Genomic DNA, 12711 nt, shown 5'->3' on the forward strand with positions numbered 1-12711 from the left:
TCAAAATCAGACCAATGGGATACGAGTTTTTGAGTGTGTCAGATTATTGTGATATAGTCATTCTTAATGAGAACGATTATTGATTAGAGTCCGTTCCATCCGTATATTTCACCAACTCTTAATACCCAAGGCTAAATTATGTGGTTACGATTAAAAAATCTTGCTGTAGGTGACTCAGGGAAAATAGTCGGCTTTGATGCATCAGGTAAAGCCTATCGTAAACGATTGCTGGCTATGGGTTTGACGCCGGGTACTGCTTTTAGTATTACTCGTTTTGCCCCTATGGGCGATCCGGTTGAAATCAAACTGCGCGGATTCTCATTGACGCTTCGCAAAGATGAAGCTGCAATCCTGCTGATAGAGAAAAATTGATGAAAGCCGATTTCACGGTAGGCGTGGTAGGCAATCCCAATTGCGGCAAAACCACACTTTTTAATGCGCTTACCGGCGCCAGGCAGCATGTCGGCAACTGGCCGGGCGTTACAGTCGAGAAAAAGACCGGTGAATATACCTTTGATAATAAAGTTATCGAACTGGTTGATTTACCTGGGACCTATTCTCTGGAAGCAGCAGACGATCAAGTGTCTTTGGATGAGAAAGTTGCGCGCGATTATGTGGCCTCCAAGGAAGCTGATTTAATCATCAATATCATTGATGCCTCAAGCATAGAAAGAAATCTTTATTTAACATCGCAGCTGATCGAGATGCGAGTGCCGATGATTTTGGTGCTCAATATGATGGATGTCGTCAAGCAGCGGGGCATTAAAATTGATGTTGATTTTCTTGCCGAACAACTGGGCTGTCCTGTCATTCCAATCAGCGCCTCAACAAAAGGCGGCATTAAGTCTTTAAAAGCGGCTATCAACAATTCCGCAGCGTCAAAGCCGGTACCCACGTTAAAAATTACCTATCCAGTCGCTTTGGAGCAGGCGATAGATGATCTGTCATTATTGTTGAACGATACAGCGAAAAAGCACCAGTGTGATCGGCGCTGGCTGGCCGTTCGGTTATTGGAAGGGGATACGCTGGCCAAACAATTGGCGGGAAACGAGGTGAGTTCCACTGTTTCAACCTTGCAGCAGCGGGTAGAGGATGAGACCGATGACGAAATCGACATTCTCGCCGCCGATGCCCGCTATGGATTTGTTAACCGGTTGACACAGGGCGCGGTTTGCAAACTGCATGAAATCAGCCGGCATACGACCGATAAAATCGATCATATCGTGTTGAACAGATTTTTAGGCATTCCGGTTTTTTTGCTGGTCATGTATGCGATGTTCATGTTTACGATCAATATCGGCAGTGCCTTTATTGATTTTTTTGACCAGGCCGTGGGTGCTTTGCTGGTCGACGGCTTAAGTCATGTGTTGACAGGGCTAAACTGGCCTGATTGGCTGATTGTCATGCTGGCGAACGGTGTCGGAGGCGGCATTCAGGTCGTCGCTACTTTTATTCCTATCGTCGGCTTTCTGTTCATGTTTCTGTCGGCCCTGGAAGATTCGGGCTACATGGCCAGGGCGGCTTTTGTCATGGACCGGTTCATGCGCATGATCGGGTTGCCGGGCAAATCCTTCGTCCCGATGATTGTCGGTTTCGGTTGTAATGTGCCGGCCATCATGGCGACGCGCACGTTGGAAAATCAGCGCGACAGAATTCTGACTAATATGATGAATCCGTTCATGTCCTGCGGCGCCAGGCTGCCCGTTTACGCCTTGTTTGCCGCGGCTTTCTTTCCGGTCGGCGGCCAGAACCTTGTTTTCGGCCTGTATCTGCTGGGCATCATCGTGGCCGTGCTGACCGGTCTGATCATGCGCCATACGCTGTTCAAAGGCGAGTCGGCGCCCTTTATCATGGAATTGCCGACTTACCATATGCCGACTCTGAGCGGAGTTTTTATCCGAACCTGGGACCGGCTAAAATCGTTCTTATTCAATGCCGGCAAGGTTATCGTGCCGATGGTGTTGGTGCTGAATTTCCTGAATGCCTGGGGCACGGATGGCAGTTTTGGTCAGGAAAACAGCAATAAATCGGTGTTGAGCGAAATCGGGCGAAGCCTGACGCCCGCTTTTAAGCCGATGGGCATCGATAATGACAACTGGCCGGCGACAGTCGGTATTTTTACCGGTGTATTGGCCAAAGAGGCCGTGGTCGGGACTCTCGACGCGTTATACAGCCAATTGGGCGAGACAGAATCGGCCGCTTTCGATACGGAAGCATTTGACCTGAAAGAGGCCTTGATCAAAGCCTGTCTGACTGTGCCTGAAAACCTGCGGGCAGTGGCCGATAATCTGCTGGACCCGCTGGGATTAAATATCGGTCCGGTCAACGACCTCGATTCCGCCGCCAACGAGCAGGAAGTCAATACCGGCACTTTTGCAGCCATGCAAAACAGTTTTGACGGCCAAGTCGGTGCCTTTGCCTATTTATTGTTTATTTTGTTATATGCGCCCTGCGTGGCAGCGACGGCCGCCATCTACCGGGAAACGAATCTGGGCTGGACCCTGTTTGTCGTATTCTGGACCACGGGCATGGCTTATATGACGGCCACCGTTTTTTATCAGGCCATGACTTACCGTCTGCATCCTGAATATTCCTTGGGTTGGATGACAGGGTTGATACTGGCCTTTCTGGCTGTGCTGCTCGGCCTGTGGTTGGTCGGTAAAAACAGCGGCACAAAAATAACGGGGGAGCCTTATAGTGATACTGTCTGATTTGAGAAGCTATTTACAGCAACAGCACCGGGTAGCCCTGATCGATCTGGTCAACCATTTCGGTACGGATGCCGACGCGTTGCGCGGTATGCTGAGTAAATGGATCAGCAAGGGCAAAGTACGAAAAATGCCGCTGGAATCGTCCTGCGGCACCAGTTGCTGCAAATGCGACCCGGCTCTGACGGAGCTTTATGAGTGGATTGATGAAAAAAGCTAACCCTTACTGGTGCCAATTAAAAGATCAATGAATCGCGAAGTCCACAGAGAACACGGAGATTTTCATTTTTGATCTTTTCTTTGCGGTTTATTGATCTATTGGCTGACTTTGGAGGGTAATTCCGAAGCACTAGTGATTATAGTTCCTGGAATTTTCCGGCCACAGGGTTTGCTGCCTGATACCTTGTCTCTTGTGCCTTTCGGAAACTGGACTAAGCTTGTTATATTTATTTTATAAATGAGTATGACAATGTCCGAGCAACAATCCGATATCCTGATCGGCTATTTATCCGAAGTCCGCGGCGACGGCATGGATGCCAGGATAACCGAAGAGCATTCAATCGATACGCCGATCATCAAGGTAGGCGACGAAGAAATACTGGCCGGCAACATCGGATCTTATGTCGTTATCCGGCAGGCTAATATCGGCGTTCTGGCGCTGGTCTTCAAGATGTGGGAAAAAGACCGTTTCGACAGCGACGACCGGCGCAGGTCGGACCGGTTCATTTCCCTGATTCCGGTTGGAGAGATTCAGAGTGATGGCACATTTATCCGCGGCGTGCGCCATTACCCGACGCCGGGCGCCAAGGTCTATGCCGTTGGCTTGAACGAAATCAACGCCATTTTCTCGAAATTCCGCGATTACAAATTCTTTATCGGCCAGCTCGCTTCGCACAAGGATTATCACCTAAGCCTCGATCCGCGCGCACTTTTCGGCCGCCATTTCGCCATCGTCGGACAGTCGGGTTCCGGTAAGTCATGGACCGTCACCAGCCTGATTCAGAATACGATCAGAGCTATGCCCAAAAGCCATATCATCATGCTGGACCTGCACGGCGAGTATTGCTGGAAGGATGACGATGGCACGATTCAATCGGCATTTCCGGACGAGCTGGTCAATTATGTTGATGCCATGGAAATGGAAATGCCGTACTGGATGATGACCTATGCTGAACTGGTCGATTTATTCATAGACCGGGACGACAAGGGCGCCACGTTGCAAATGTCTTTTCTGCGCGAAGTGTTGCAACAGCTCAAGCGTAAGGAGGCCAAAAGAATCGGTTTGCCAACGGTTTCAATCGATACGCCGATTTATTTCTCACTGGCCGAGATGTACATGCAATTCAAGGCAGCCAACGAAGAACGAAAAGACTTCGGCAAGGTGCAGGGGGCCTTATTCGGCCAGTTCGACGAATTTTTGATCAGAATGCAAAGCCGGTTCAATGACGTCCGCTATGATTTCCTGCTGAAGCCGAAAATACGCAACACTTCCGAAAGCATGTCCGATCTGCTGCGGCAGTTTGTCGGGCTCGGCGATAAGAAAGCCAACATTACCGTCGTCGATTTAAGTTCCGTGCCGACAGACGTCAGGCCCGCCGTTTCCGCGCAGGTAGGCCGTCTGGCCTACGAGTTCAATTACTGGAATCCGCGCCGGCGTGATTTTCCCATTACCCTGATTTGCGAAGAAGCGCATGCCTACATTCCCAGGGAAAAGAACGGCGCGTTCGAAGGTACTAAAAAGATGATGGAGCGCATCGCCAAGGAAGGGCGTAAATACGGCGTATCGATCGGTGTCGTCAGCCAGCGGCCTACCGAATTATCGGAAACCATGCTGTCGCAGTGCAGTTCCTACATTTGCCTACGTACCACCAACCCGGATGACCAGGCATACATTCGCGGGCTCGTTCCTGAAGCCGAAGGCGACTTGACCGATATTCTGAGTTCCCTGGGCAGAGGGGAGGCGCTGGTGCTGGGCGAGGCGGCGCCGTTACCGACGCGCGTGCAGATTTACCGACCCAATCCGGAACCGAAGAGTAACGACGTCGATTATTTTACCAGTTGGCGGGAAGGGCCAACCGACCTGGATGTGGATGAAATAGTCAATTTCTGGCGCACGCAGAATAAAAAATGATACCCTGTGCTGCGCAAAATATCGCAGTATAAGGTTGTTTGCCCGCCTTTGTCACAGCGGCTGTGCCGGAAATGTTTCAGGCTCGCTGCCAGCACATGAATAATATCAATTCATTGGTTGAGTTGTTAAAGTTTGACTAGGCTTAGCCGTTCTGTTTTCTAAAGACGAGATTGTACAGTTATGAAACATGCTCAAGCGCTGTTCTTGGCCGCCGCACTATTGTTTTCCAGTATGCTTTCCGCCGAACCCCAGGCAATAGACGGTTATGACGTGCTGGCCGATGTCGCCGTGGTCAGGCCGCTATCCTTTGTCGGCATGGTGGTCGGAACCGCGGCATTTGTCGGCTTATTGCCGATTACCGCACTGGCGACCATTCCGGCACCGCATGAGGCAATTGGATTGATGGCGGAGACCCTGGTAGTCAATCCGGCGAAATATACTTTTGCGCGGCCGGCCGGAAGTTTTGACTATAACAAGTAGCTAATAAGTGGCTTGGGTGATCTGAGGCTGAATCTGTGGCAAATCGCACGCCTTCCGATTTCAATCAGGGGCGTGCGATTTGTGCCCGTATGGCAACAATTTGATTGATTTTTAACCGTCCGCAAACCGGTGTTACTGTTTTTCCATGGTTTGTATAAAAGCATTGGCTTCGTGAATCGATTGCTCCATGGCCGCAACCAAAGCTGACACGTCGGATTGCACCAGGCCCAGTTGGTCTTTCAAGGAAGCTATCGCCTGAGCGTTCAGGTTGTGCTTCAAATATAAAACCTGATCCCTAAACACGCTGAGTACCGGCGCTATTTTGGACTCGGCGCGGCGCATGGCGGCGATAAGCTGGTTATAGTGCGCTTTTGTAGCCGTTAATTTTTGCTGGCTGCTGCGTTTTAGTGATGGATTGCTGTATTGATTCAATTCCTCTTCCCATTCGCGGAATAATGCGCCGGAGACATCCTCGATGTCGCTGATACGCTTACTGACTTCCTCGGCTTTGCTGACGCTGTCCTCGTATTCGCTGTTCAGCTTGTTATAGGTTGCCTCAAGGTTTCCGCCTTTAAAATTGGTCAGGGCGGTGAACTGTTCCAGCGCCGACTTGAATTGTTCCTTGGTTTCTTCCTGTGTATCGCGCGCTTTTTCAACCCGATGGACCATGACCTCGCGTTTAGGGATGCCTATTTTTTCCAGGCCGCTGTAATACATGCTTGAGCAGGCTGTCAAAGAAAAAAACCAACACAGTAAGATAAAACGTTGTAGAAAAATCATAAAAACTCCTGTCATTAGATTGATGCATTATATTGAAAATACATCACTTTTAATAATAAGTTATAATTGGCCATTTTCTTAGCAAATTCCCATAAATCAAAGGCATGTCAGAATTACTTACAGAACTGCGGCGTCGGCGCACGTTCGCTATCATTTCCCACCCAGACGCAGGTAAAACCACACTGACCGAAAAACTGTTGCTGTTCGGCGGCGCCATTCAGCTGGCAGGTTCGGTAAAAGGCCGAAAAGCCGCACGTCATGCCACATCCGACTGGATGGAAATGGAAAAGGAGCGCGGGATCTCGGTCACGACCTCGGTCATGCAGTTCGAGCATAAAGACCGTATTATCAATCTGCTGGACACGCCCGGGCATGAAGACTTCTCCGAAGACACCTATCGGACGCTGACGGCCGTCGACTCGGCCTTGATGGTTATAGACGTCGCCAAGGGTGTCGAGGAACGAACGATCAACCTGATGGAAGTCTGTCGCCTGCGCACGACGCCCATCCTGACCTTTATCAACAAACTGGACCGGGAAGGGCGGGAGCCGATTGAGTTGATGGACGAGGTTGAGGATGTCCTTAAAATCGATTGCGCGCCCATGACCTGGCCTATCGGCATGGGCAAACGTTTCAAAGGCGTTTATCACCTGTATAAGGATGAAATTCATCTGTTCAGCGCCCAGCACGGCGGCAGAATAGCCGAAGCCGAAATCATAAAGGGCCTGGATAATCCGAAACTGGATGAATTGCTGCAAGATCAGGCTGAGGAATTAAGGGATGAAATCGATCTGGTGAAAGGCGCCAGCCACGAGTTCGATCTTGATGAATATCTGGCGGGCAGGCAGACGCCGGTATTTTTCGGCTCCGCCATCAACAATTTCGGCATTCTGGAATTGCTCGATGCGTTTGCCGAATACGCGCCGTCGCCCAAGCCGCGCGAAGCCCTGCAACGCACCGTTTCGCCCGAAGAAGAAAAATTCAGCGGCTTTGTATTCAAGGTGCAGGCCAACATGGATCCGGCGCACCGTGACCGCGTGGCTTTCCTGCGTGTCTGCTCGGGCAAGTTCGACAAGGGCATGAAGATCAATCATGTCCGCATCGGCAAGAATATTCAGGTAGCCAATGCGATCACGTTTCAGGCCGACACGCGCAAAAGCGTCGAGGAAGCGTATCCGGGCGACATCATCGGCCTGCACAATCACGGCACGATTCAGGTCGGAGATACCTTTACCCAGGGCGAAGTCCTCAAATACGGTGGCATTCCGTATTTCGCGCCGGAATTGTTTCGCCGCGTGGTGTTGAAAGATCCGCTCAGAGCCAAGGCGCTGCAAAAAGGCCTTGTACAGTTGACTGAAGAGGGCGCGACGCAGCTGTTCAGGCCGCTGAAAAACAATGATCTTATTCTCGGCGCCGTGGGCGTGCTGCAGTTTGACGTCACCGCCTACCGACTGAAGGCAGAATACAATGTCGAATGCGTGTACGATGCCGTATCGGTTTCCACCGTGCGCTGGGTCAGTTCCGACAAACCCGGCAAACTGGAGGAATTCAGGAATAAAGCCTTCGACAACCTGGCTGAGGACGGCGGCGGTTATCTGGTCTATCTGGCCAGCAGCCGGGTCAATCTGCAACTGACTGAGGAGCGCTGGCCTGATATCAAGTTCAGCGCGACGCGGGAATTATAAAAAACAGCATATTGAATGTTGCGATAACCTGGATCGTGACTGCACCCACAAGAAAAATGATGACTGGTTGAAAAAGGAGCCAGTTTCAGTTGCGCTGAAGAATTAAGGAACGCGCATAAAATAACTTCCTCAAATACGCGGATGAATTTCCGGTGTAGGTGCGGATTTATTTATGCCCTTCAGGGTATCCGCACAGTGCGAATACCCTGAAGGGCACAAGTGAGTTCGCACCTACAATTCCCTGATTTATTCCATGCTCATTAGTAAAAATGCGATTGAGGCTTTTATTGTTCGGCATAACCCAAAGGCTCAACCGCTTAAATAGCGCCGCCGGGAAGTATCGGTGCGATTTGTTTGCATGAGCGCTGATGGTGTGGTTTAGTTTGCGGACTGTACAACATATTGTTTCAGCGCAACGCGGTGGTTCAGTTAAACCATAGACATCAAGTTGCGTAGAAAGAGAGAGACCAGATGAGAATTTTTTTGCTAGCGGTAATTATTGTTTCTTTCGCAGGTTCCGCATTAGCCCAAGACAAAATCGATCGCATGCGTGCTGCTACCATGGAATCGTTTACGCCAGATACCGTTAAATGGAGTGACGAACCGATACTCCCTAAAGGCGCTCAAAGTGTAGTTCTGGTTGGTGATCCAACCAAAGCAGGCGTTTTCATCGCTTGGTTAAAATTTCCGTCCAATTATCCGATACCACCGCACATGCACCCCTTTACGGAGGTAATCACAGTCCTGCGCGGCGAATTAGGAAATGGCATAGGTAATACATTCAACATGGAGAAGGGCGAGATGCTTAAAGCAGGTTCAAGTTTCGTATTACCCGCAGGTCACCCCCATTATGTCTGGACAACCGATGAGGAAACGATCGTCGAGCTAATCGCCACTGGACCATGGGATATCATGTATACAAATCCTGGCGATGATCCACGCAAGAAGAAATAGCGCGGGTTGGAATGAGCTTGCCCCCCGGCTATTTTTGTCTCAGGAAGATATCGAGGTCAGGACTTGCGCATGCATACTGTATGCGCAAGTCCTGACCCCACGCAGATGTGTAAAACTGACAATGGAGCTCGGCAATCAGGAAATTAAGGCTGCCATTACTGGCAAGTCAACCTGGCGCCTGCTTTTATCGGGTAATGCCTAATGCCTGTAGCGTTTCTTTGGTAATATGACCGGCAGCCAGACCCTTTTGCTTTTGAAAGCTTTCCAGGGCGGTCATGGTTTTCGGGCCGATTAAGCCATCGACCGGCCCCGGGTTAAAGCCTGCATCGAGCAATCCCTGCTGGATCTTGCGCACTTCCGCAGGCGTGGGTTTAACGATTTCCGTGGCATCGCTTGCCGCTTTTTGATCGGTAGCAACGGCCGATGAGGTTTCGGTCTCAATTTCGGTTTCGGTATCGGGTGGAGGCAACAAAGCTTCGGCTGGTTCAGCGGCTTTACCTTCAGGAGGTTCGGGTATTTTATCAACCCCTGCCGGCTCGGGTTCGCTTTCCGGCGCCTCTATACGCTGCTCCGGCGTCTTTGGCGCATCGTTCTCAACCGGCGGAGCCGGCTTTGTCGGCACGCTTTCGGGAATAGTCTGTTCGGTTTCTTTGGTCGCCTCTTTCCGATCATCGCCGCAGCCGGATAGCAAGGCTGCCGCTACTATTAACAGAGTGATTTTTATACTGTCGTTCTGATTTTTTTTCATTAGTAGGCTCCTTATATTAAAAAATAAGGTTCAAGGCGTAACAGGCATTCCTTGAACCTTACTCAATCAATGCTGCAATGCCTTCAACACCGCCTGCATCGTCTCATTGGCATCGCCGAACAGCATGCGCGTGTTTTCCAGTACGAACAACGGATTGCCGACGCCGGCATAGCCCGAGGCCATGCTGCGTTTCAGCGCAATCGTGGTGCCGCCTTTCCAGCATTCCAGTACCGGCATACCGGCGATTGGGCTGTTGGGATCATCGAGCGCGGACGGGTTGACGATATCGTTGGCGCCGATCACGATCGTAACGTCGACATTGGGAAAATCCTCGTTGATTTCATCCATTTCATAAACGATATCGTAGGGTACTTTGGCTTCCGCCAGCAATACGTTCATGTGTCCGGGCATGCGCCCCGCCACCGGATGGATGCCGAAGCGGACCTTCTTGCCTTTGTCCCGGAGCAGCTTGGTGATTTCATTGACCGTATGCTGGGCTTGCGCCACAGCCATGCCATAGCCGGGAATGATCATGATATTTTTAGCCGCCAGCAGCATCTGCGCTGTTTCCTCGGCTTCGATAGGGTAGACGTCGCCTTCGACGGCAGCCGCCTCGCCACTTGAGCCGGTACCGAAACCGCCGGCGATGACGCTGATGAAATTGCGGTTCATGGCGCGGCACATGATGTAGCTGAGAATGGCGCCGCTACTGCCGACCAGGGCGCCGGTCACGATCAGCAAATCGTTGCTGAGCATAAAACCGGTGGCCGCGGCGGCCCAACCCGAATAGCTGTTCAGCATCGACACGACCACCGGCATGTCAGCCCCGCCGATGGCCATGACCATATGCACGCCGAAAGCCAGCGCGATGAATGTCATGATCAACAGCGGCCAAAAACCGCCGCCGCTTTCGGCCTGTTCGAGAAACACCTGGCCCAAGCCGATAACGAAAATCAGCAAGGCCAGATTCAGCCAGTGACGTAACGGAATCAGAACCGGCTTGCCATTGATTTTGCCGCTGAGCTTGCCGAAGGCGATTACCGAGCCCGAGAACGTGACGGCGCCAATTAAAACGCCGATATAAATTTCCGTTTCATGAATCGTTTTCTCGACACCCGAAAGACTGGCGCCGGTATCCATGAAATTGGCGTAACCGACCAGAACCGCAGCCAGACCAACCAGGCTGTGCATGATGGCGACCAGTTCGGGCATTTGCGTCATCTCAACCTTTAAGGCCGCCTTGGCGCCGATAGCGCCGCCGACCAGCAAGGCCAGAATTAAAATGACATAAGCATTAACCGCATCGCTTAACGCGGTGGCGATGATGGCGATGGCCATGCCGGCCATGCCGTAATAATTGCCGCGGCGGGCGGTTTCCTGATGGCTTAAGCCGCTCAGGCTTAAAATGAACAGAATCGTGGCGGCGATGTAAGACATCGTGACTAAGCTTTGAGACATCATATCCCTCCTTATTTCCTGAACATTTCAAGCATGCGGCGCGTAACTAAAAAGCCGCCGGCAATATTGATGGACGCAATGAGTATCGCCAGACCGGCCAGAATACTGCCGATGGCGCCCGGTGCTGAAATCTGGACCAGCGCGCCGATCACGATGATGCCGCTGATGGCGTTGGTCACGCTCATCAGCGGCGTATGCAGCGACGGCGTTACATTCCAGATCACCTGATAACCGATGAAGCAGGCCAGCACAAAGACGGTAAAATGCGACATGAAAGAGGTCGGCGCGACAGAGCCGATACCGAACAGGGCAAGCCCGCCGACAATTAACGGCATCAGTTGTTTGATGGAATCGGGAATTACGGATTTTTTTTCTTGTGCCAGAACGGAGGGATAGGCGGGGGCGTCTGTTTGCGGGGGAGGGGCAACCGATAATTTGGGCGGTGGCGGCGGCCAAGTGATCTTGCCTTCCTTGACGACCGTCGTGCCGCGTATCACCTCATCGTCCATGTTGACGTTGAGTACCCCGTTCTTTTCGGGGCAGAGCTCCGTCAATAAATGCCTGAGGTTGGTCGCGTAAAGCTGGCTGGACTGGTTGGCCAGACGGCTGGGCAGATTGGTATAACCGATAATCGTCACGTCGTGTTTGACAACCACTTTGTCCTTCTCGGTCAGGGCGCAGTTGCCGCCTTGTTCGGCGGCCAGATCGACGATGACGCTGCCCGGCTTCATCGACTTGACCATGCCCTGGGTAATCAATTCGGGCGCGGGCTTGCCCGGAATCAGGGCCGTGGTGATGATGATGTCGACTTCCATGGCCTGGCGCGCGAACAGCGCCATTTCGGCTTCAATAAATTCCTTCGACATGGTTTTGGCGTAACCGCCGGTTCCGGAGCCTTCCTCTTCAAAATCCAGCATCAGAAACTCGGCATCCATGCTTTCAATCTGTTCCTTGACCTCAGGCCGCGTATCGAAGGCCCTAACAATCGCTCCCATTCCCTTGGCCGTGCCGATGGCCGCAAGGCCCGCAACACCGGCGCCGATCACCAACACCTTGGCGGGAGGGATTTTGCCGGCGGCGGTAATCTGGCCGGTAAAGAAACGGCCGAAATGCTGCGCCGCCTCAATGACGGCCCTGTAGCCGGCGATGTTGGCCATGGAACTGAGGGCATCGAGTTTTTGTGCCCGGGATATGCGCGGCACGCTGTCCATGGCCAGCACGGTCGCGCCCTTGGCGGCGAGTTTTTGCATTAATTCTTCGTTTTGCGCCGGCCAGATAAAGCTGATCAAGTGACGGCCCTGGGATAGAAGTTCAACCTCGTCGATAGCCAGTTCAGGATGGCGTTCAGGCGGCCTGACCTTCATGATGATGTCAGCGTTTTTCCAAAGCGCCTTGGTCGATTTAACGATTGTGACGCCGACTTCTTTATAGGCCTCGTCCGAAATATCGGCACCTGCGCCGGCGCCGCTTTCCAGGCTGACTTCAAAGCCCATTTTAATGATTTTTTCCGCCGCTTCTGGCGTTGTAGCTACACGTTTTTCACCCTCATGAATCTCTTTGGGTATACCGATCTTCATACAGTCCCCTTTGTTGTTTGAGTTATTTAGGAGTAATTCCAGCAAGATTTTGAATAACAATTAAAAACCTTACCGCTGAGCATAGGAGATTAGGACCGGTTTTTCAATAAAAAATAAAGCATTGCAGAGAACGCCGTTTTTTAGGCGCGTGAGCATGAGCGGTCGGCTGCATAATGGCGGAAATGGCTTG

Annotated in this window: 11 protein-coding genes; 7 read left to right on the forward strand and 4 right to left on the reverse strand. The window is 51.6% G+C overall.

Annotated elements, in window-relative coordinates:
- The first annotated feature begins 138 nt into the window (after positions 1-138).
- The 5 genes from EK22_RS09485 to EK22_RS23140 all read left to right on the forward strand — a co-directional run bounded on the left by EK22_RS09485 (position 139) and on the right by EK22_RS23140 (position 5319).
- On the forward strand, positions 139-372 hold the full coding sequence (locus EK22_RS09485) for a FeoA family protein (protein ID WP_027147461.1): 234 nt from the start codon (positions 139-141) through the stop codon (positions 370-372).
- Entirely contained in the window at positions 372-2711 is a 2340-nt protein-coding gene (gene feoB, locus EK22_RS09490; RefSeq protein WP_036250364.1) for a Fe(2+) transporter permease subunit FeoB, read from the forward strand. Before EK22_RS09485 ends, feoB begins: the two co-directional genes overlap by 1 nt.
- Positions 2698-2928, forward strand: a complete 231-nt coding sequence (locus tag EK22_RS09495; RefSeq protein WP_036250367.1) for a FeoC-like transcriptional regulator — start codon at positions 2698-2700, stop codon at positions 2926-2928. Before feoB ends, EK22_RS09495 begins: the two co-directional genes overlap by 14 nt.
- 249 nt (positions 2929-3177) lie before the next feature.
- On the forward strand, positions 3178-4839 hold the full coding sequence (locus tag EK22_RS09500; protein ID WP_027147462.1) for an ATP-binding protein: 1662 nt from the start codon (positions 3178-3180) through the stop codon (positions 4837-4839).
- Between the two features lie 180 nt (positions 4840-5019).
- On the forward strand, positions 5020-5319 hold the full coding sequence (locus tag EK22_RS23140) for a hypothetical protein (RefSeq protein WP_051961832.1): 300 nt from the start codon (positions 5020-5022) through the stop codon (positions 5317-5319).
- 132 nt (positions 5320-5451) lie between these two features.
- Here the strand turns inward: EK22_RS23140 and EK22_RS09510 are convergent, their stop codons facing one another.
- Positions 5452-6099: a DUF2959 domain-containing protein gene (locus tag EK22_RS09510; RefSeq protein ID WP_027147463.1), complete on the reverse strand. Its 648-nt coding sequence runs from the start codon at positions 6097-6099 to the stop codon at positions 5452-5454.
- A gap of 104 nt (positions 6100-6203) precedes the next feature.
- On the opposite strand from EK22_RS09510, the gene EK22_RS09515 reads away from it, so the two are divergent.
- Both EK22_RS09515 and EK22_RS09520 read left to right on the forward strand, forming a co-directional pair.
- Positions 6204-7784, forward strand: a complete 1581-nt coding sequence (locus EK22_RS09515) for a peptide chain release factor 3 (RefSeq protein ID WP_036250369.1) — start codon at positions 6204-6206, stop codon at positions 7782-7784.
- A 471-nt stretch (positions 7785-8255) separates the two neighbouring features.
- Positions 8256-8738 carry a cupin domain-containing protein gene (locus EK22_RS09520; RefSeq protein ID WP_036250372.1) on the forward strand — a complete coding sequence of 161 codons (483 nt, stop codon included), beginning with the start codon at positions 8256-8258 and terminating at the stop codon, positions 8736-8738.
- A 184-nt stretch (positions 8739-8922) separates the two neighbouring features.
- On the opposite strand, the gene EK22_RS23145 is transcribed toward EK22_RS09520, so the two are convergent.
- From EK22_RS23145 to EK22_RS09535, 3 genes are all read right to left on the reverse strand, one after another.
- The gene (locus EK22_RS23145; RefSeq protein ID WP_051961833.1) at positions 8923-9486 is read right to left on the reverse strand and encodes a peptidoglycan-binding domain-containing protein; all 564 of its coding nucleotides are present in this window, start codon (positions 9484-9486) and stop codon (positions 8923-8925) included.
- Positions 9487-9552: 66 nt separating this feature from the next.
- Positions 9553-10944, reverse strand: a complete 1392-nt coding sequence (gene pntB, locus EK22_RS09530; protein ID WP_036250434.1) for a Re/Si-specific NAD(P)(+) transhydrogenase subunit beta — start codon at positions 10942-10944, stop codon at positions 9553-9555.
- An 11-nt stretch (positions 10945-10955) separates the two neighbouring features.
- Positions 10956-12521, reverse strand: coding sequence for a Re/Si-specific NAD(P)(+) transhydrogenase subunit alpha (locus EK22_RS09535; RefSeq protein ID WP_036250374.1), 1566 nt, complete (start codon positions 12519-12521; stop codon positions 10956-10958).
- Between the last annotated feature and the right edge of the window lie 190 nt (positions 12522-12711).

It is taken from the genome of Methylobacter sp. BBA5.1, assembly GCF_000746145.1.
Taxonomy (GTDB): Bacteria; Pseudomonadota; Gammaproteobacteria; order Methylococcales; family Methylomonadaceae; genus Methylobacter; species Methylobacter marinus.

What these genes read in the sequence shown, in the direction of transcription:
- EK22_RS09485 (WP_027147461.1), top strand. Translation starts at nt 139, where the DNA reads ATGTGGTTACGATTAAAAAATCTTGCTGTAGGTGACTCAGGGAAAATA.
- feoB (WP_036250364.1), top strand. Translation starts at nt 372, where the DNA reads ATGAAAGCCGATTTCACGGTAGGCGTGGTAGGCAATCCCAATTGCGGC.
- EK22_RS09500 (WP_027147462.1), top strand. Translation starts at nt 3,178, where the DNA reads ATGTCCGAGCAACAATCCGATATCCTGATCGGCTATTTATCCGAAGTC.
- EK22_RS23140 (WP_051961832.1), top strand. Translation starts at nt 5,020, where the DNA reads ATGAAACATGCTCAAGCGCTGTTCTTGGCCGCCGCACTATTGTTTTCC.
- EK22_RS09510 (WP_027147463.1), bottom strand. Translation starts at nt 6,099, where the DNA reads ATGATTTTTCTACAACGTTTTATCTTACTGTGTTGGTTTTTTTCTTTG.
- EK22_RS09515 (WP_036250369.1), top strand. Translation starts at nt 6,204, where the DNA reads ATGTCAGAATTACTTACAGAACTGCGGCGTCGGCGCACGTTCGCTATC.
- EK22_RS09520 (WP_036250372.1), top strand. Translation starts at nt 8,256, where the DNA reads ATGAGAATTTTTTTGCTAGCGGTAATTATTGTTTCTTTCGCAGGTTCC.
- EK22_RS23145 (WP_051961833.1), bottom strand. Translation starts at nt 9,486, where the DNA reads ATGAAAAAAAATCAGAACGACAGTATAAAAATCACTCTGTTAATAGTA.
- pntB (WP_036250434.1), bottom strand. Translation starts at nt 10,944, where the DNA reads ATGTCTCAAAGCTTAGTCACGATGTCTTACATCGCCGCCACGATTCTG.
- EK22_RS09535 (WP_036250374.1), bottom strand. Translation starts at nt 12,521, where the DNA reads ATGAAGATCGGTATACCCAAAGAGATTCATGAGGGTGAAAAACGTGTA.